This is a genomic window from Pseudomonas sp. NPDC090752 (assembly GCF_055584805.1).
In genome coordinates this window covers 208,743-227,096 of sequence record NZ_JBVJLI010000001.1, presented here as the reverse complement: position 1 = coordinate 227,096, position 18,354 = coordinate 208,743, and the positions used below count along the sequence as shown (strand labels likewise).

The following is an 18,354-nucleotide window of genomic DNA, read 5'->3' as shown; positions in this document are numbered from 1 at the left end:
CTGAGACGACGGTTCAGCATTGCCAGGCAAACCGTTATGCTGGGCGCACCTGCACCCGCCTGGAGCCCCGCATGAGCAGCCCCCTGATCATCCGCCCGCGCGCCGAATCGGTCGAGGGCCAGCCGATCCTGCGCCCGCTGCCGTCGGCCCAGTGCCGCAGCGTCGGGCCCTTCGTGTTTTTCGACCATATGCTGGAGACCGACTATGTCCCAGGCCATGGCATGGACATCCGCCAACATCCGCATATCGGGCTCTCGACCCTGACCTATCTGTTCGAAGGGGCGATCGTGCACAAGGATAGCCTGGGCTCGAACCAGCGCGTGCTGCCAGGGGATGTCAGCTGGATGACCGCTGGCAAGGGCGTGGCGCATGTCGAGCGTACGCCTGCGGATGCGCTGGCCCAGGGTTCACGCCTGCACGGGCTGCAGGTATGGCTGGCATCGCCGCGAGCGCACGAGCTATGCGAGCCCAGCTACAGCCATCATCCCGCAGCCAGCCTGCCGGTCAGCGAGAGCCTGGGGGTACGCATCTGCATGATTGCCGGCAGCGGTTTTTGCCTGGAGTCACCCGTGCCGGTGCTCTCCCCCACCCTTTACGCGTATGTGCGAATGCAGCCGGCGACCACACTGCTTGTGCCTGGTGAGCATGCGCAGAGGGCGCTGTATGTGCTCGAAGGCGAGCTGATGCTGAACGACCAGGAAGTTGAGCCGTGCAGCTTGGTAGTGCTGCCAGAGGGCGAAGAAGTCACTCTTTATGCGGAAGGTGAATGCCAGCTGGCACTGATCGGGGGTTCGCCTTTGGATGGGCCGCGGCGGATGAACTGGAATTTCGTGGCAAGCGACCCTGAGTTGATCGAGCAGGCCAGGGCCAAATGGGCGGCCGGCGATTGGCCGACGGTGCCGGGTGAAACGTCGCGTATCGAGTTACCCCGCTGATGGGGGCCGCCTTGCGGCCCCCATGCACCTTCAGCGCTGGAACACTTCGCTGAGCAGATTGTGCATCGCGCGGAACGCCCGCTCGGAAGTCCGGCGGTCATACTGCATCTTGCCCGGCACATTGGCATTCGGGTCGGTGAACGAGTGCACCGCGCCGCCATAGCTCAGCAACTGCCAATCGACCTTGGCCGCGTTCATCTCGTCCTCGAACGCCGGCAGCTGCTCTTTCGGCACCAGTGGGTCGGACGCCCCATGCAGCACCAATACCGACCCCTTGATACGCTTGGCATCCTCTGGATTCGGCGTATCCAGCGTGCCGTGGAACGATACGGCAGCCCTCAGGTCAGCGCCAGTACGCGCCAACTCAAGGGCGCAGCACCCACCGAAGCAGAAGCCGAAGGTTGCCACCTTGCCCGGCTCCAGCAGTGCCTTGGATTGGCCCAGCAACTGCGCCAAAGCTTCCTGCATGCGCTTGCGCAGCTCGGCGCGGTCATTCTTCAACGGCATCATCGCCGCCCCCGCCTCGTCGGCGTTTGATGGGCGCACTGATTGCCCATACAGGTCGGCGATCAGCACCACGTAACCCTTTTCGGCCACTTCCTTGGCAATGCGCTCGGCGCCTTCGCCGATACCCATCCAGTTCGGCGCCATCACCAGGCCCGGGCGCCCAAGCGCACCGGGCTCATACACCAGGCGGCTTTCGTAGGTTTTGCCAGACAGGTGATAGACCAACGATTCGACGATTACCTTGCTCATCAAGCACTCCTTTTGCCTTCACCATGAAAAAAGCCCGCCGAAGCGGGCTTTCCTGTGTATCAACTCAAGCAGACAGCTCGACCAACAGCTTGTTCAGACGACGAACGTACGCCGCCGGGTCCTTCAGGCTGTCACCGGCCGCCAGGGCCGCCTGATCGAAGAGGATGTGCGACAGCTCGGCGAAGCGGTCTTCGCTCTGCTCGTTGTCGAGCTTCTCGATCAGTGGGTGGGTCGGGTTGAATTCGAAGATCGGCTTGGAATCCGGCACCTTTTGCCCGCTGGCTTCGAGGATCTGACGCATCTGCAGGCCCAGGTCCTGCTCGCCGATGGCAAGAATCGCCGGCGAGTCGGTCAGGCGGTGCGACACGCGCACTTCGGCGACGCTGTCACCCAGTGCGCCTTTCAGGCGCTCGACCAGGCCTTCCTTGTCCTTGGCGACTTCTTCCTGGGCCTTCTTGTCTTCTTCGGAGTCCAGCTTGCCCAGGTCCAGGTCGCCACGGGCGACATCGACGAAAGCCTTGCCATCGAACTCGTTGAGGTAGCTCATCAGCCACTCGTCGATGCGGTCGGTCAGCAGCAGCACTTCGATGCCTTTCTTGCGGAAGACCTCCAGGTGCGGGCTGTTCTTGACCTGGGCGTACGACTCGCCGCTGAGGTAGTAGATCTTGTCCTGGCCTTCTTTGGCACGGGCCAGGTAATCCGCCAGGGCAACACTCTGCTCGCCGCTTTCGTCATGGGTGGAAGCGAAGCGCAGCAGGCCGGCGATTTTTTCCTTGTTGGCGAAGTCTTCGGCCGGACCTTCCTTCAGCACTTGGCCGAAGTTTTTCCAGAAGCCCTTGTACTGTTCGGGCTCGTTCTTCGCCAGCTTCTCCAGCATGTCCAGCACGCGCTTGGTCAGCGCAGTCTTCATCGAGTCGATGATCGGATCTTTCTGCAGGATCTCACGGGAAACGTTCAGAGACAGGTCGTTGGAGTCCACCACACCTTTGATGAAACGCAGGTACAGCGGCAGGAACGACTCGGCCTGGTCCATGATGAACACACGCTGCACGTACAACTTCAGGCCACGCGGCGCTTCGCGCTGGTACAAGTCGAAGGGTGCACGGGCCGGCACGTATAGCAGCGAGTTGTATTCGAGCTTGCCTTCGACCTTGTTGTGGCTCCAGGCCAGCGGGTTTTCGAAGTCATGACCGATGTGCTTGTAGAACTCCTGGTATTCCTCGTCCTTGATCTCGGTGCGCGGACGGGTCCAGAGGGCGCTGGCACGGTTGACCACTTCCCACTCCAGGGCCGGCTGCTGTTCGCCTTCGGCGGCAGCTTGCTCCTTCGGTAGCTGGATTGGCAGGGCAATGTGGTCGGAGTATTTCTTGACCAGGTTACGCAGGCGCCAACCATCGGCGAACTCCTGCTCGTCCTTTTTCAGGTGCAGGACGATCCGGGTGCCGCGCTCTGGCTTGTCGACGGTGGCGACTTCGAATTCACCCTCGCCTTTCGACGACCAGTGCACGCCCTCGGAGGCCGGCTGGCCCGCACGACGGCTGAACACGTCGACCTTGTCGGCAACGATGAAGGCCGAATAGAAGCCCACGCCGAACTGGCCGATCAGGTGCGAGTCCTTCTTCTGATCACCGGTGAGGTTCTTCATGAAGTCGGCGGTGCCGGACTTGGCGATGGTGCCCAGGTGGGTAATCACGTCTTCGCGGCTCATGCCAATGCCGTTGTCGTCGAGCGTGAGGGTACCGGCGTCCTTGTCGAAGCTCAGCTGGATTCGCAGATCAGCGTCACCCTCAAGCAGCTCCGACTTGCCCAACGCTTCGAAACGCAGCTTGTCGGCGGCGTCGGAGGCGTTGGAAATCAGTTCGCGAAGGAAGATTTCCTTGTTCGAGTACAGCGAATGAATCATGAGGTGCAGCAGTTGCTTCACCTCGGTCTGGAAGCCCAGGGTTTCCTTTTGTGTTTCCACACTCATGGTCTTCAAAACTCCGATCTGATGGCAAGGGACGCCTGGCGGCCGGTTTGGCCTGCGTTAAGGCGGATGTCATGCAGATGGGGGCTGCCCGGACGATTTCAAGGGCTTTTCCGGTTCGATCTTGAAATGCGCGCGTGCCGTGGCGATCGGCGTATCTCGATCGCCCTGCCAGGCAGTGATCGCAACATTGGTCACCCGTCGGCCCTGGCGCCAGAGTTGGCACTGCGCGTAGGTATCGCGAACATGCCCGGCGCGCAGGTAGTCGATGGAGAAGTCGATGATTTTCGGGATGCTGGCGCTTTCACTGTAAATGAGCAGGTACAAAGCCGCAGAGAGCTCCATGAAGCCTGCAATCACGCCGCCGTGAATGGCCGGCAGCAACGGGTTGCCAATGTTGTCTGTGTTGGCCGGAAGACGGAACAGCAAGTCATCACCCTGGCGCTCGCAGGCGATGCCGATCAGGCCGGCATAGGGGATCAGCGCCAACAGGGGCTGATAGTCACCCACGGCGTGGGCCGCATTGAGCTGTTTACGGACATCTTGCGCAATCATGCGCCACCCTCCTTCAGGCTTTTGCCGAAACGAATGCCGCCTTTGATTTCCGACCCCAGACGCATGAACGTACCCACCACTTGGCAGATTGGCTCGCCAGGGTCGTCCTGATAGGCCGTGCCGCGGGTAAAGATCACGTCCCGGGTGACCCGGTAGCACTGGGCATGGCCGTAGATGGCCTTGCCAGCCTCTGCCGGGTGCATGTAGTCGATGCGCAAGTCCAAGGTGGGACACACCTCAAAGCTCGGCAGCACGCACAGCGTGGCCATGCCGCAGGTGGTATCCATCAGCGTAGTGAGCGCACCACCATGCACTGCACCGGTCTGCGGGTTGCCGACAATGGCGGGCGACCAAGGCATCAAAAGGGTGATGCCATCGCCGTCTGCGCGGGCAACTTGCATCTGTAACACTTGGCAATGTTTTAACGCCGACAGGAAACGTTCAGCCATCGCCTGCAAATTTGAATCGGTCATTGGTGCATGCCCTATCACTATCCCAGCTGCATAAAATCAGCAAAAAGTCTATATAGAACGCGGTGTTATATATCTGTAAAAGATACGGAACTTATGCGGCGAGCTCGAACTCGAAGGAACAAGTCACTTATTCCACCAAGGAGAAACACACCCATGCGTAAACCATTTGCTTTTGCTCTGATGCTGGCTGCTGCCATGGGCCTGGCTGCTTGCGATAAAGCGAGCGAAGACAAAGCCCAGGACGCACAGCAACACGCCGAGCAAGCCCAGGAAAAAATGGGCGAAGCTCAGGATAAGATGAACGACGCTGCCAAGGAAAACGCCGAAGCCGCCAAAGATCAGGCTGAAGCCGAGCAGAAGGCTGCCGAAGAGGCCGCACCTGCAACCCCACCAGCCGAGCCTGCCAAGCAGTAATCGCGCCGTACGAAAAAACCCGACAATGTCGGGTTTTTTTGTGCCTGGCATTTAGCGATTAAACGTTTCAGGTGCTGAAACTTCCCGTCTTCGCTTCCATGGCGATACTTGCTGTCGGCGTGAAAACCATCACTTCCAGCACGTCGGAATGGAACTCGCGACGGTACAGGACCAACACCACCCCAACACTTACGACCATGAACAACCAGGCACTGATGAACCAAGTCAGCATGGCCATACCGAAGTAGTAACTGCGCAGACCGTAGTTGAACTGGTTGGCGGCCAGCGACAATACCCTCGCTGCCCGTGAGGCGAATGCCTTGGGCTCCCGCTCATCGGTCAGACGCTCGCCAACCATGGGCGCGGAGCCGACCAGCACGGCAGCAAAATTGTATTGGCGCATGCACCAACTGAACGTGAAGAACGCATAGACGAAGACCATCGCCAGGCTCAGCAACTTGAGTTCCGAAATGCCCTGAGAATCCTGTTGCACCAGCGGAAGGTGAGCCAGTAGCGACAGTGCGCGATCCGAGCCACCCAGCACGGTAAGGATACCTGCCAGAATAATCAGGGTACTGGAGGCGAAGAACGACGCATTGCGCTCAAGACTACCTACCACGCTGGCATCGGCGATGCGGCCATCGCGCAGCAGCATGCGCCGCATCCAGTCTTCCCGATACAGGTGCATGACACTGGCCAAACAGACAGTGCTGCGGCCTTTCCAGGTGGCGTAGCGGGTAAAGCCGCCCCAACAAAGAACAAACCAACAAGCGGCCACTACGTTGGGGAGATGTTCATGGATGAAGTTCATGCAAAGGTCTCGAAAGCCAGGCGCATCTGGATTAGAACCCATGAGCCCTGGCCTGCAAACACGGAAAAACACACCCCCTGAAACATAAAAAAACCCCGCATCCTTGCGGATACGGGGCTTTGGGTAAAACGACTCGCGGCTGGCACCTACGGCTTGTGGCCGGCGCGCGCAGCGAGTGTCAACACATCAAGCCAGCGCTTCGCGCGGCTTGCCGAGCATACGGTCGCAGACCACGGCGCCAGCCAGGGTCACTACCGACGGTACCAACCAGGCCAGGCCTTGGTCGCTCAGCGGCAGGTGCGCCATGAAGTCTGGCAGCACGTGGGCAATGCTGCTGCCCTTGATCGCATCGACCATGCCGAACACCAGCGACACCAGCATCACCGGCGCGAGGATGCGCGTTGGCGAATTCCACAGGTCTTTGACGAAGCTCAGGCCCACCACCACGATGCACGGTGGGTAGATGGCGGTCAGCACCGGGATCGAGAACATGATCAGCTTGGTCAGGCCGAGGTTGGAGATCAGCAGCGAGAAGCCTGCCAGGATCACCACCAGCGCCCGGTACGACAGTGGCAGGATCTGGCTGAAGTACTCGGCGCAGGCACAGGTCAGGCCAACAGCCGTTACCAGGCAGGCCAGCGCGATCAGTACGGCAAGGAAGCCACTGCCGAGCGAACCGAAGGTGTGCTGCACATAAGCGTGCAGGACCGCAGCACCGTTGGTGGCGTCGGCCGCGATATCGTGGCTGCCGGCACCCAGGCGGAACAGGCTGATGTAAACCAGCGCCAGGCCCACACCGGCAATCAGGCCAGCAATGATGGCATAGCGGGTGATCAGCTTCGGTGACTCGACACCGCGCGAGCGGATGGCGTTGACGATGACGATGCCGAACACCAGCGCACCCAAGGTATCCATGGTCAGGTAACCGTCGGAGAAGCCTTTGGAGAAGGCTGCGGCCGCATAGGCTGGCTGCGCTTCACCAATGGTGCCCGCCGGCAGCGCGAAGGCGGCAATGCCCAGTACGGCCAGGGCGATGATCTTCAGCGGCGCAAGGAAACGGCCCACGGTATCGAGCAGCTTGCCCGGATACATGGAAACAGCCAGCACCACGATGAAGTACACCAGGCTGTAGAGGAACAGCGCCAACGGGCTTTCACCGGTCAGCGGCGCCACGCCCACTTCGAACGACACGGTCGCGGTACGCGGGGTTGCGAACAGCGGGCCGACCGAAAGGTAGCAAACAGCGGCCAGCAGGCCACCGAAGAACTTGCCGATCGGGCTGCTCAACGCATCCATGCCACCACCAACCTTGGCCAAAGCGACCACGGTGATGACTGGCAGGCCCACGGCAGTCACCAGAAACCCTAGTGCGGCCATCCACACGTGCGGCCCGGATTGCAGGCCGACGATAGGCGGGAAGATGATATTGCCGGCGCCTACGAAAAGCGCAAACGTCATAAAGCCAAGTGCCAGGATATCCTGGCCTTTTAAAACTTTCATTTAGGGTAGTACCACACTGCTGAAATCGGGATTCGAGAAGGGATTTCCCCATGGATGAGGGAAATGCTGCCCGGCTTGGTAGGCCAGACCCGTTTAGCGTGTCGTTCCCTTTTGGGGTACGGGCACAGAGTGAGCGCGTAGATTAACCGTTTTACCCGGCAAACGCACCGCAATAGTGCTGCTTGTCCGATGTGCGTACATGTTTGTCGTCTGGATGTCTGTGCTGGACGACAATTTATTGCTGAATCGAGCCAATGTCTGGTTGAAAATCCTGATGGAGTTAATCGAATTTTCCTAATCTGCATAACGACAAAGGCCACCCGAAGGTGGCCTTTGTGCGCGTGGGGGTATTACGTGTTACTTACTTCTTGGCTTCCCAGCCAGTCAGCTCAGCCAAGGCCTTGCCGATGTCAGCCAGGGAACGCACGGTCTTCACGCCAGCGTCCTGCAGCGCGGCGAACTTCTCGTCCGCTGTGCCCTTGCCGCCGGAGATGATGGCGCCAGCATGGCCCATGCGCTTGCCCGCAGGTGCGGTAACACCGGCGATGTAGGAAACGACTGGCTTGGTGACGTTGGCCTTGATGTAGGCTGCAGCCTCTTCTTCAGCCGAACCGCCGATCTCACCGATCATGACGATCGCTTCGGTCTTCGGGTCTTCCTGGAACAGCTTCAGGATGTCGATGAAGTTGGAGCCTGGGATCGGGTCACCGCCGATACCGACGCAGGTCGACTGGCCGAAGCCGGCGTCGGTGGTCTGCTTAACAGCTTCGTAGGTCAGGGTGCCGGAACGCGACACGATACCGACCTTGCCTGGCAGGTGGATGTGGCCTGGCATGATGCCGATCTTGCACTCGCCCGGGGTGATGACACCTGGGCAGTTAGGGCCGATCAGGGTAACGCCCAGCTCGTCGCACTTGACCTTGGCATCCAGCATGTCCAGGGTAGGAATGCCTTCGGTGATGCAGACGATCAGCTTGATGCCGCCGAAGGCTGCTTCCAGGATCGAGTCCTTGCAGAAAGGAGCCGGTACGTAGATGACCGAAGCGTCAGCGCCGGTCGCTTCTACGGCTTCTTTCACGGTGTTGAACACCGGCAGGCCCAGGTGAGTGGTGCCGCCTTTGCCTGGGGTCACGCCGCCAACCATCTTGGTGCCGTAGGCGATGGCTTGTTCGGAGTGGAAAGTACCCTGCGAGCCGGTGAAGCCCTGGCAGATGACTTTGGTGTCTTTATTGATCAGGACGCTCATTACTTGCCCTCCGCAGCTTTGACAACTTGTTGAGCAGCGTCGGTCAGGCTGGTTGCCGCAATGATGTTCAAACCGCTTTCTGCCAGTACTTTAGCGCCCAGTTCGGCGTTGTTGCCTTCGAGGCGAACGACAACCGGAACTTTAACGCCGACTTCTTTCACTGCACCGATGATGCCTTCGGCAATCATGTCGCAGCGAACGATGCCGCCGAAGATGTTGACCAGAACGGCCGCAACATTGCTGTCGGACAGAATGATCTTGAACGCTTCGGTAACGCGCTCTTTGGTAGCGCCGCCGCCAACGTCGAGGAAGTTGGCTGGCTTGCCGCCGTGCAGGTTGACGATGTCCATGGTACCCATGGCCAGGCCGGCACCGTTGACCATGCAGCCGATGTTGCCTTCGAGGGCAACGTAGTTCAGTTCGAACTTGGCAGCGTGGGCTTCACGGGCGTCGTCCTGCGACGGGTCGTGGAAGGTCTTCAGCTTAGGCTGACGGTACATGGCGTTGGCGTCGATGTTGAGCTTGGCATCGAGGCAGTGCAGGTCGCCGTCTGCCTTGATGACCAGCGGGTTCACTTCCAGCAGGGCCAGATCGTGATCCTTGAACAGCTTGGCCAGGCCCACGAAGATCTTGGCGAACTGTTGAACTTGCTTGCCTTCCAGGCCCAGCTGGAACGCCAGCTCGCGACCCTGGAACGGCTGAGCGCCGACCAGCGGATCGATGGTGGCCTTGATGATCTTCTCAGGTGTTTCGTGAGCGACTTTCTCGATGTCCACGCCACCTTCGGTGGAAGCCATGAACACGATACGGCGGCTCGAACGATCCACTACAGCGCCCAGGTACAGCTCTTTGGCGATGTCAGTGCAGGATTCGACCAGAATCTTGGAGACGGGTTGACCGTTGGCGTCGGTCTGGTAGGTCACCAGATTCTTGCCCAACCACTGTGCAGCGAACGCCTTGGCGTCTTCTTTGCTGCGAACCAGCTTTACGCCGCCCGCTTTACCGCGACCACCGGCATGTACCTGGGCCTTAACAACCCACTCGGAACCGCCGATCTTGTCGCAGGCTTCTGCTGCAGCTTCAGGGGTGTCGACTGCGAAACCCTTGGAAACTGGCAGGCCGTATTCAGCGAACAGCTGCTTACCCTGATACTCGTGAAGATTCATGCTTTTTACCGTCTTCGTTAGGTACTGCGCTTCGGCGCTGCGCCATTACTGGCGCCGCACCACCTGTGACCGTTGACCCCGGGTTTGCCCGTGTAGTCCGGTCCGGCGAACGTTCCGCGGTGAGTCATGCACGCAAGACTCACGACGGGCAGCCCGCCGTGGTTTCTTATAATTAACGCTTCTTACGGTTGGCCACGTGAATGGCGCCGCCATTCACAGCCAGCGCTGCTTCATGCAGCGCTTCGGACAGGGTTGGATGGCTGAAGACCATCATGCCCAGATCCTCGGCACTGGTGCCGAATTCCATTGCGATTGCGCCCTGCTGTACCAGTTCGGCAGCCGATGGGCCAATCACGTGCACACCCAGTACGCGATCGGTCTTGGCATCGGCGATGACCTTGACGAAACCACCGGTGTCGTTGGCTGCCATCGCACGGCCGCTGGCCGCGAACGGGAAGGTGCCTACGTTAACCTCAACACCCTCGGCCTTCAAGGCTTGTTCGGTCTTGCCGACCCATGCGATTTCCGGGTGGGTGTAGATAACCGATGGGATCAGGTCGTAATTCATCTGGGCTTTGTGGCCCTTGATGCGCTCGACGACCATGATGCCCTCTTCCGAGGCCTTGTGGGCCAGCATCATGCCGCGCACCACGTCACCGATGGCGAATACGCCCGGAACGCTGGTGGCGCAGTGATCGTCGACGAAGATGTAGCCACGCTCGTCGATGGTCACACCGCTGTCGGCGGCCAGCAGGTCAGTGGTCACTGGGCGACGACCAACAGCAACGATCAGCTTGTCGAAGGTGATCTTCTGTTCGCCTTCGGCATTGGTGTAAGTCACTTCGACTTCGTTGCCGTTGACTTTCGAGCCGGTGACGCGAGCGCCCAGCTTGATGTCCAGGCCTTGCTTTACCAGGGTCTTCTGGGCTTCTTTCGACACAGCGGTGTCGGCAGCCATCAGGAAGGTGTCCAGGGCTTCCAGCACGGTCACTTCAGCACCCAGGCGAGCCCATACCGAGCCCAGTTCCAGGCCGATCACGCCAGCACCGATTACACCCAGGCGCTTCGGCACGGTCTGGAATTCCAGGGCGCCGGTGGAGTCGACGATGACGTTCTGGTCGACCGGAGCCGGCGGAATGTCGATCGGACGCGAACCGGAAGCCAGGATCACGTTTTCGGCTTCGATGATTTCGGTGGTGCCGTCAGCCTTGGTGACTTCGACTTTCTTGCCAGCCAGCAGTTTGCCGTGGCCCTGGATCGAAGTGACGCCGTTGGCCTTGAACAGGGTGGCAACGCCACCGGTCAGGTTCTTGACGATGCCAGCCTTGCGGCCAACCATCGCGGCCACGTCCATTTTCACTTCGCCCGTGGAGATACCGTGGACGTTGAAGCTCTCTTTGGCTTCCTTGTACTTCCAGGAGCTGTCCAGCAGCGCCTTGGACGGGATGCAACCTACGTTCAGGCAGGTGCCGCCCAGGGCCAGCTTGCCCTCGGCGTCGGTGTACTTCTCGATACAGGCAGTCTTCAGACCGAGCTGGGCAGCCTTGATGGCAGCCACATAGCCGCCAGGACCTGCACCAATCACCACTACGTCGAATTTCTGGGTCATAAAAGATTCCTTATCAGCTACAAGCTACAAGCCGCAAACCGCGCGGCCCCGCTTCTTTCGAAGCCAGGGGCCGAACGGTACGCAGCCAGGGGGTTAGATGTCCAGCAGCAGGCGAGACGGATCTTCCAGCAGGTTCTTGATGGTGACCAGGAAGGTTACCGCTTCTTTACCGTCGATCAGGCGGTGATCGTAGGACAGCGCCAGGTACATCATCGGGCGAATCACAACCTGGCCGTTGATGGCCATCGGGCGCTGGATGATGTTGTGCATGCCGAGAATGGCGGCCTGCGGCGGGTTGACGATCGGGGTCGACATCATCGAACCGAAGGTACCGCCGTTGGTGATGGTGAAGGTGCCGCCGGTCATTTCGTCGATCGACAGCTTGCCGTCGCGGGCCTTCTTGCCGAAGGTGGCGATGCCGCCTTCGATTTCAGCCAGGCTCATCTGCTCGGCGTTACGCAGTACCGGAACCACCAGACCACGGTCGCTGGACACGGCAACGCCGACGTCGGCATAGCCGTGGTAGACGATGTCGCTGCCGTCGATCGAGGCGTTGACGGCCGGGAAGCGTTTCAGCGCTTCGGTGGCTGCCTTGACGAAGAACGACATGAAGCCCAGGCGCACGCCATTGTGGGACTTCTCGAACAGGTCCTTGTACTTCGAACGCAGGGCCATGACTTCGGTCATGTCGACTTCGTTGAAGGTGGTCAGCATCGCCATGTTCGACTGGGCTTCGACCAGACGCTTGGCAACGGTGGCACGCACGCGGGTCATCGGCACGCGCTTCTCGGTGCGGTCGCCAGCGGCGGTCACAACCGGGGCAGCGGCGGCAGCGGCCGGCTTGGCAGCCGGAGCAGCGGCAGGTGCGGACTTCTTGTTGGCGACTGCTGCCACCACGTCTTCCTTGGTGACGCGACCGCCTTTGCCGGTGCCAGCAACGGTAGCCAGGTCGATGCCGTTCTCTTCAGCCAGCTTGCGCGCGGCTGGTGCGGCAACTGGGTCGTCTTCACCTGCGTCGGCAGCGGCAGCCGGAGCAGCAGCAGCCGAAGCGGCAGCAGGCGCGGCGGCGGCAACGCCACCGGCTTCGATCGACCCCAGGACTTCGTCGGACAGGACGGTCTCGCCCTCACCCTTGACGATGGCGCCCAGCACGCCGTCGGCGGTGGCCAGGACTTCCAGAACGACCTTGTCGGTCTCGATGTCGACGATCAGATCGTCACGCTTGACGGCTTCGCCCGGCTGCTTGTGCCAGGTGGCAACGGTGCCGTCGGCAACCGATTCCGGGAAGGTTGGGGCTTTGATCTCGATAGCCATTATCTGTGTTTCCTTAAATTCGGTTTCAGGTGCGCGAAGGCGTTATACAGTGAAGGCGTCTTGCAGCAGTTTTTCCTGCTGTTCGGCGTGCTTCGAAGCGTAACCACAGGCTGGCGCGGCAGACGCGTCGCGGCCGGCGTATTCCAGGACCAGTGCCTTGTTGTGGCGGCCCAGGATACGGCGCATGTGGTGCTGACTGCTGTACCAGGCGCCCTGGTTCATCGGTTCTTCCTGGCACCAGACGGCGTGCTTGAGGTTGCTGTACTGCGCCAGGATTTCGACCAGGTCGTCTTCCGGGAACGGGTACAGCTGCTCCAGTCGCAGGATCGCGATGTCTTCGCGGCCTTCGGCACGGCGTTTTTCCAGCAGGTCGTAGTAAACCTTGCCGCTGCACAGGACCAGGCGCTCGACCTTGGCCGGATCGATCGCGTCGATTTCCGGGATCACGGTCTGGAACGAGCCTTCTGCCAGGTCTTCGAGGGTCGAGATGGCCAGCTTGTGGCGCAGCAGCGACTTCGGCGTCAGGACCACCAGCGGCTTGCGCAGCGGACGGATGACCTGGCGACGCAGCAGGTGGTAGATCTGTGCCGGGGTGGTCGGTACGCAGACCTGGATGTTGTGCTCGGCGCACAGCTGCAGGTAACGCTCCAGACGCGCGGAGGAGTGCTCCGGGCCCTGCCCTTCGTAGCCGTGTGGCAGCAGCATGGTCAGACCGCACAGGCGGCCCCACTTGTGCTCACCGCTGGTGATGAACTGGTCGATCACCACTTGCGCACCGTTGGCGAAGTCGCCGAACTGGGCTTCCCAGATCACCAGCGCGTTCGGCGTGGTGGTGGAGTAACCGTATTCGAAGGCCAGTACCGCTTCTTCCGACAGGAAGGAGTCGTACAGGTCGAAGCGCGGCTGGCCCGGGAACAGGTTCTGCAGCGGTACGTAGGTGCTGGCGTCCTTCTGGTTGTGCAGCACCGCGTGACGGTGCGAGAAGGTGCCACGGCCGATGTCCTGGCCGGTCATGCGGATCGGGTGACCTTCGAACTGCAGGGTGGCGTAAGCCATGGTCTCTGCATAACCCCAGTTGATCGGCAAGCCACCGGCCTGCATCTTCTGGCGATCTTCGTAGATCTTCGAAACCTGACGCTGGACGACGAAGCCTTCTGGCAGCTCGAGCAGCTTGGCCGAGAGGTCTTGCAGGGTCTTGAGGTCGAAGCGGGTGTCGTGACGCGCAGTCCAGGCGTGACCCAGGTACGGACGCCAGTCGACGAACAGCTCACGGTTCGGCTCCTTGACCAGGCTCTTGACCACGTGCAGGCCGTTGTCCAGCGCGTTGCGGTAGTCGTCGATCTTGGCCTGAGCGCGCTCGGCGTCGATACGACCCGCCTGGATCAGCGCGTCGGCATACAGTTCACGGGTGGTGCGCTGCTTGCTGATCTGCTGGTACATCAGCGGCTGGGTGCCGTTTGGCTCGTCGGCCTCGTTGTGGCCGCGACGACGGTAGCAGACCAGGTCGACAACCACGTCACGCTTGAACTGCATGCGGTAGTCGATGGCCAGCTGGGTCACGAACAACACGGCTTCCGGATCATCACCATTGACGTGCAGGATCGGCGCCTGAATCATCTTGGCAACGTCGGTGGCGTACTCGGTGGAGCGCGCGTCCAGCGGGTTGCTGATGGTGAAACCAACCTGGTTGTTGATCACGATGTGCACGGTACCGCCGGTCTTGAAACCGCGGGTCTGCGACATCTGGAAGGTTTCCATGACCACGCCCTGGCCAGCAAAGGCCGCGTCGCCGTGGATCGAGATCGGCAGCACCTTGTCGCCGACGGTGTCGTTGCGGCGGTCCTGACGGGCGCGCACCGAACCTTCGACCACTGGCGATACGATTTCCAGGTGGGACGGGTTGAACGCCATGGCCAGGTGAACTTCGCCACCGGTGGTCATCACGTTCGAAGAGAAGCCCTGGTGATACTTCACGTCACCGGAGCCCAGCTCGTTCATCTTCTTGCCTTCGAACTCGTCGAACAGCTCGCGCGGGTTCTTGCCGAAGGTGTTGACCAGCACGTTCAGACGGCCACGGTGGGCCATGCCGATCACGACTTCCTTGGTGCCGTAGGAGCCTGAGCGCTGGATCATCTCGTCCAGCATCGGGATCAGGCTTTCGCCGCCCTCGAGGCCGAAGCGCTTGGTACCTGGGTACTTGGTGCCCAGGTACTTCTCGAGGCCTTCACCGGCGGTCACGCGCTCGAGCAGGTGGGCCTGCACGTCAGCGGAGAAATCCGGACGGCCGCGCACGCTTTCCAGGCGCTGCTGGAACCAGCTGCGCTGCTCGGAATCGACGATGTGGGTGAACTCGGCACCAATGGTGCGACAATATGTCTTCTGGAGCGCGTCGACGATCTCGCGTAGGCTCGCTTCCTCTTTGCCGATGTACAGGTCGCCGGCACGGAAGGTCGTATCAAGATCGGCATTGGTCAAGCCGTAGTGATTGATCGACAGGTCTACGGGCGCAGAGCGCTGCCACAACCCCAACGGGTCGAGCTTGGCAGCCTGATGGCCGCGCATCCGATAGGCCTGGATCAGTCGCAGAACTTCAACCTGCTTCTTCTCGTGTTCACTGCTCACGCTCCCGGCAGATACCGGTTGGGCGCGGCGCTGGTTCTTTGCCAGCAGTACGAAATGGTCGCGGATTGTCGAGTGCGATACATCGGTAGCGGTGCTGCCATCAGCAGGCAACTTCTGGAAGTAAGTGCGCCACTCTTCTGGCACAGCGTTAGGGTCGTGCAGGTAGAGCTCGTAGAGCTCTTCCACATATGCAGCGTTACCACCTGAAAGGTGGGCGCTTTCCCACATGCGCTGCATCACGCTTTCTTGCATGCTTGGTCACCCTCGGTTAGGGGACTGATCGGCGAGAGCCATAGAAAACCTGGAAAAGTCCGAACACAGCGACTGAACCACGCCACTTGGATCTTGCTGATTTTCCGGGTACCAGCCCGGAAAGCCCCTGCTGGTCTCATATCTTCATAGGTATCGAACGCGGGCTTTGTGGGCCCTTGCTCAGGTTTTACCTCAGTGCGGGCTCACCACCCGCACCTCGGCTTACTGCAGTTACAACACTTTGAATCAGGTACCGCTTTGCAGCAGCATGTTACGTACGTGGCCGATTGCCTTGGTCGGGTTCAGACCCTTCGGGCAAACGTTGACGCAGTTCATGATCCCGCGGCAGCGGAATACGCTGAACGGGTCATCCAGGGACGCCAGGCGCTCCTGGGTCTTGGTGTCACGGCTATCGGCCAGGAAGCGGTAGGCCTGCAGCAGGGCGGCGGGGCCGAGGAACTTGTCCGGGTTCCACCAGAACGATGGGCAGGAGGTCGAGCAGCAAGCGCACAGGATGCACTCGTACAGACCGTCCAGCTTGTCACGCTCTTCCGGCGACTGCAGGCGCTCGATGGCCGGAGCCGGGGTATCGTTCTGCAGGAATGGCTTCACCTTCTCGTACTGCTTGTAGAAGATGCTCATGTCGACGACCAGGTCACGAATGACCGGCAGGCCCGGCAGCGGGCGCAGCACCAGCTTGTTGCCCTTGACCACGCCCGACAGCGGGGTGATGCAGGCCAGGCCGTTCTTGCCGTTCATGTTCATGCCATCGGAACCGCACACACCTTCACGGCAGGAGCGACGGTACGAGAAACCCTCGTCCTTTTCCTTGATCAGCGCCAGCACGTCCAGGACCATCAAGTCCTTGCCGCCGGTATCGACGTCGAACGACTCCATCTTGGGGGCCGCGTCGGTGTCGGGGTTGTAGCGATAAACTTCGACTTTCAACATAGCAGCCACCCTTAGTAAGTCCGGATTTTTGGTTCGAAGGCTGGAACAGTCTTCGGCGCAAAGTTGACGCCACGCTTGGCAACGCGCTTCTCACCCGGGTAGTACAGGGTGTGGCACAGCCAGTTCTCGTCGTCACGGTCTTCGAAGTCTTCACGGGCGTGAGCGCCGCGCGACTCTTTACGGGCTTCGGCCGCAATGGCGGTAGCTTCGGCAACTTCCAGCAGGTTCTGCAGCTCCAGCGCTTCGATACGCGCGGTGTTGAAGGCCTGGGACTTGTCGTTGATCTTCACGTTGGCGATGCGGTCACGCAGACCAGCCAGCTGCTCGATACCCTTCTGCATGTATTCACCGGTACGGAATACACCGAAGTAGTTCTGCATGCAGCTCTGCAGCTCGCGCTTGAGGCTTGCAACATCTTCGCCAGTGGAGCGCTCGTTGAGCTTGTTCAGGCGGTTCAGGGCAACATCGATGTCGGTGTCGCTGGCGTCGAGGTGCTCGATGCCGTCGCTCAGCGCCTTCTCCAAGTGCAGGCCGGCAGCACGGCCGAACACCACCAGGTCGAGCAGCGAGTTGCCGCCCAGGCGGTTGGCACCGTGAACCGATACGCACGCCACCTCACCTACGGCGAACAGGCCTGGGATGATGTGATCCTTGCCCTCTTCGTCCATGGTGATGGCCTGGCCATGAATGTTGGTGGCGACGCCGCCCATCATGTAGTGGCAGGTTGGAACGACCGGGACCGGCGCGACAACTGGGTCGACGTGGGCGAAGGTCTTGGACAGTTCGCAGATACCTGGCAGGCGGCTGTGCAGCACTTCTTCGCCCAGGTGGTCCAGCTTCAGCAGTACGTGGTCCTTGTTGGGGCCCACGCCGTTGCCGGCGATGATCTCTTTGACCATGGAACGGGCGACCACGTCGCGGCCAGCCAGGTCTTTCGCGTTCGGCGCATAACGCTCCATGAAGCGCTCGCCGTGGGCGTTGATCAGGTAGCCACCTTCACCGCGGCAACCTTCGGTGACCAGTACACCGGCGCCGGCGATGCCGGTTGGGTGGAACTGCCACATTTCGATGTCCTGCACCGGCACGCCGGCACGCAGGGCCATGCCGATACCGTCACCGGTATTGATCAGGGCGTTGGTGGTGGAGGCGTAGATACGACCCGCACCGCCCGTGGCCAGAACGGTGGCCTTGGACTTGATGTACATGGTTTCGCCGGTCTCGATGCAGATCGCGATCACACCGACAAAGGCGCCTTCCTGATTCTTCACCAGGTCAACGGCATAGTACTCGTTGAGGAAGGTGGTACCGGCTTTCAGGTTGCCCTGGTACAGGGTATGCAGCAGCGCGTGACCGGTACGGTCGGAAGCGGCACAGGTACGGGCGGCCTGGCCACCTTTACCGTAGTCCTTGGACTGACCACCGAACGGACGCTGATAGATACGGCCGGTTTCGGTACGCGAGAACGGCAGGCCCATGTGGTCCAGCTCGAAGACCGCAGCCGGGCCTTCCTGGCACATATATTCGATAGCGTCCTGGTCACCGATGTAGTCGGAACCTTTGACGGTATCGTACATATGCCAGCGCCAGTCATCGTTCGGGTCGGCCGAGGCGATGGCGCAGGTGATGCCGCCCTGGGCGGACACAGTGTGCGAGCGGGTCGGGAAGACCTTGGTGACCACGGCAGTCTTGTGGCCGCCTTGAGCCAGCTGCAGCGCTGCGCGCATGCCGGCGCCGCCGCCGCCAATGATGATGGCGTCGAAGGAAATAGTAGGAATGCTAGCCAT

15 protein-coding genes are annotated in these 18,354 nt (G+C 60.7%); 2 read left to right on the top strand and 13 right to left on the bottom strand.

The window, feature by feature from the left end; translation table 11 throughout:
- The first annotated feature begins 71 nt into the window (after positions 1–71).
- The gene (locus ACZ6YA_RS00890) at positions 72–935 is read left to right on the top strand and encodes a pirin family protein (protein ID WP_465894847.1); all 864 of its coding nucleotides are present in this window, start codon (positions 72–74) and stop codon (positions 933–935) included.
- Between the two features lie 30 nt (positions 936–965).
- On the opposite strand, the gene ACZ6YA_RS00885 is transcribed toward ACZ6YA_RS00890, so the two are convergent.
- The 4 genes from ACZ6YA_RS00885 to ACZ6YA_RS00870 all read right to left on the bottom strand — a co-directional run bounded on the left by ACZ6YA_RS00885 (position 966) and on the right by ACZ6YA_RS00870 (position 4,685).
- A complete protein-coding gene (locus ACZ6YA_RS00885; RefSeq protein ID WP_465894846.1) occupies positions 966–1,691 on the bottom strand; it encodes a dienelactone hydrolase family protein in 726 nt (241 codons plus the stop codon).
- A gap of 64 nt (positions 1,692–1,755) precedes the next feature.
- On the bottom strand, positions 1,756–3,660 hold the full coding sequence (gene htpG, locus ACZ6YA_RS00880; protein ID WP_465894845.1) for a molecular chaperone HtpG: 1,905 nt from the start codon (positions 3,658–3,660) through the stop codon (positions 1,756–1,758).
- A gap of 69 nt (positions 3,661–3,729) precedes the next feature.
- The gene (locus tag ACZ6YA_RS00875) at positions 3,730–4,212 is read right to left on the bottom strand and encodes a PaaI family thioesterase (protein WP_465894844.1); all 483 of its coding nucleotides are present in this window, start codon (positions 4,210–4,212) and stop codon (positions 3,730–3,732) included.
- Entirely contained in the window at positions 4,209–4,685 is a 477-nt protein-coding gene (locus tag ACZ6YA_RS00870; RefSeq protein ID WP_465894843.1) for a PaaI family thioesterase, read from the bottom strand. Before ACZ6YA_RS00870 ends, ACZ6YA_RS00875 begins: the two co-directional genes overlap by 4 nt.
- A 153-nt stretch (positions 4,686–4,838) precedes the next feature.
- On the opposite strand from ACZ6YA_RS00870, the gene ACZ6YA_RS00865 reads away from it, so the two are divergent.
- Positions 4,839–5,099, top strand: a complete 261-nt coding sequence (locus ACZ6YA_RS00865) for a hypothetical protein (RefSeq protein ID WP_400794113.1) — start codon at positions 4,839–4,841, stop codon at positions 5,097–5,099.
- 67 nt (positions 5,100–5,166) lie between these two features.
- Here the strand turns inward: ACZ6YA_RS00865 and ACZ6YA_RS00860 are convergent, their stop codons facing one another.
- The 9 genes from ACZ6YA_RS00860 to sdhA all read right to left on the bottom strand — a co-directional run bounded on the left by ACZ6YA_RS00860 (position 5,167) and on the right by sdhA (position 18,354).
- Positions 5,167–5,910, bottom strand: a complete 744-nt coding sequence (locus ACZ6YA_RS00860) for a DUF599 domain-containing protein (RefSeq protein ID WP_465894842.1) — start codon at positions 5,908–5,910, stop codon at positions 5,167–5,169.
- 186 nt (positions 5,911–6,096) lie between these two features.
- The gene (gene brnQ, locus ACZ6YA_RS00855; protein ID WP_465894841.1) at positions 6,097–7,410 is read right to left on the bottom strand and encodes a branched-chain amino acid transport system II carrier protein; all 1,314 of its coding nucleotides are present in this window, start codon (positions 7,408–7,410) and stop codon (positions 6,097–6,099) included.
- 361 nt (positions 7,411–7,771) lie between these two features.
- On the bottom strand, positions 7,772–8,656 hold the full coding sequence (sucD, locus tag ACZ6YA_RS00850; protein ID WP_016393102.1) for a succinate--CoA ligase subunit alpha: 885 nt from the start codon (positions 8,654–8,656) through the stop codon (positions 7,772–7,774).
- The gene (gene sucC / locus ACZ6YA_RS00845) at positions 8,656–9,822 is read right to left on the bottom strand and encodes an ADP-forming succinate--CoA ligase subunit beta (RefSeq protein ID WP_465894840.1); all 1,167 of its coding nucleotides are present in this window, start codon (positions 9,820–9,822) and stop codon (positions 8,656–8,658) included. The genes sucD and sucC overlap by 1 nt, the downstream gene beginning before the upstream one ends.
- Positions 9,823–9,994: 172 nt before the next feature.
- Positions 9,995–11,431, bottom strand: coding sequence for a dihydrolipoyl dehydrogenase (lpdA, locus tag ACZ6YA_RS00840; RefSeq protein WP_465894839.1), 1,437 nt, complete (start codon positions 11,429–11,431; stop codon positions 9,995–9,997).
- A 93-nt stretch (positions 11,432–11,524) separates the two neighbouring features.
- Complete coding sequence (odhB, locus tag ACZ6YA_RS00835; protein WP_465894838.1) at positions 11,525–12,745, bottom strand: 2-oxoglutarate dehydrogenase complex dihydrolipoyllysine-residue succinyltransferase; 1,221 nt, start codon at positions 12,743–12,745, stop codon at positions 11,525–11,527.
- A gap of 42 nt (positions 12,746–12,787) precedes the next feature.
- Complete coding sequence (locus ACZ6YA_RS00830; RefSeq protein ID WP_465894836.1) at positions 12,788–15,619, bottom strand: 2-oxoglutarate dehydrogenase E1 component; 2,832 nt, start codon at positions 15,617–15,619, stop codon at positions 12,788–12,790.
- A gap of 246 nt (positions 15,620–15,865) precedes the next feature.
- Positions 15,866–16,570 carry a succinate dehydrogenase iron-sulfur subunit gene (locus ACZ6YA_RS00825; RefSeq protein WP_346615142.1) on the bottom strand — a complete coding sequence of 235 codons (705 nt, stop codon included), beginning with the start codon at positions 16,568–16,570 and terminating at the stop codon, positions 15,866–15,868.
- Between the two features lie 11 nt (positions 16,571–16,581).
- The gene (gene sdhA / locus ACZ6YA_RS00820) at positions 16,582–18,354 is read right to left on the bottom strand and encodes a succinate dehydrogenase flavoprotein subunit (RefSeq protein ID WP_465894834.1); all 1,773 of its coding nucleotides are present in this window, start codon (positions 18,352–18,354) and stop codon (positions 16,582–16,584) included.

Bases quoted from the DNA above. Each gene is read 5' to 3' on its own strand.
- ACZ6YA_RS00890 (WP_465894847.1), top strand. From the start codon at position 72: ATGAGCAGCCCCCTGATCATCCGCCCGCGCGCCGAATCGGTCGAGGGC.
- ACZ6YA_RS00885 (WP_465894846.1), bottom strand. From the start codon at position 1,691: ATGAGCAAGGTAATCGTCGAATCGTTGGTCTATCACCTGTCTGGCAAA.
- htpG (WP_465894845.1), bottom strand. From the start codon at position 3,660: ATGAGTGTGGAAACACAAAAGGAAACCCTGGGCTTCCAGACCGAGGTG.
- ACZ6YA_RS00875 (WP_465894844.1), bottom strand. From the start codon at position 4,212: ATGATTGCGCAAGATGTCCGTAAACAGCTCAATGCGGCCCACGCCGTG.
- ACZ6YA_RS00870 (WP_465894843.1), bottom strand. From the start codon at position 4,685: ATGACCGATTCAAATTTGCAGGCGATGGCTGAACGTTTCCTGTCGGCG.
- ACZ6YA_RS00865 (WP_400794113.1), top strand. From the start codon at position 4,839: ATGCGTAAACCATTTGCTTTTGCTCTGATGCTGGCTGCTGCCATGGGC.
- ACZ6YA_RS00860 (WP_465894842.1), bottom strand. From the start codon at position 5,910: ATGAACTTCATCCATGAACATCTCCCCAACGTAGTGGCCGCTTGTTGG.
- brnQ (WP_465894841.1), bottom strand. From the start codon at position 7,410: ATGAAAGTTTTAAAAGGCCAGGATATCCTGGCACTTGGCTTTATGACG.
- sucD (WP_016393102.1), bottom strand. From the start codon at position 8,656: ATGAGCGTCCTGATCAATAAAGACACCAAAGTCATCTGCCAGGGCTTC.
- sucC (WP_465894840.1), bottom strand. From the start codon at position 9,822: ATGAATCTTCACGAGTATCAGGGTAAGCAGCTGTTCGCTGAATACGGC.
- lpdA (WP_465894839.1), bottom strand. From the start codon at position 11,431: ATGACCCAGAAATTCGACGTAGTGGTGATTGGTGCAGGTCCTGGCGGC.
- odhB (WP_465894838.1), bottom strand. From the start codon at position 12,745: ATGGCTATCGAGATCAAAGCCCCAACCTTCCCGGAATCGGTTGCCGAC.
- ACZ6YA_RS00830 (WP_465894836.1), bottom strand. From the start codon at position 15,619: ATGCAAGAAAGCGTGATGCAGCGCATGTGGGAAAGCGCCCACCTTTCA.
- ACZ6YA_RS00825 (WP_346615142.1), bottom strand. From the start codon at position 16,570: ATGTTGAAAGTCGAAGTTTATCGCTACAACCCCGACACCGACGCGGCC.
- sdhA (WP_465894834.1), bottom strand. From the start codon at position 18,354: ATGGCTAGCATTCCTACTATTTCCTTCGACGCCATCATCATTGGCGGC.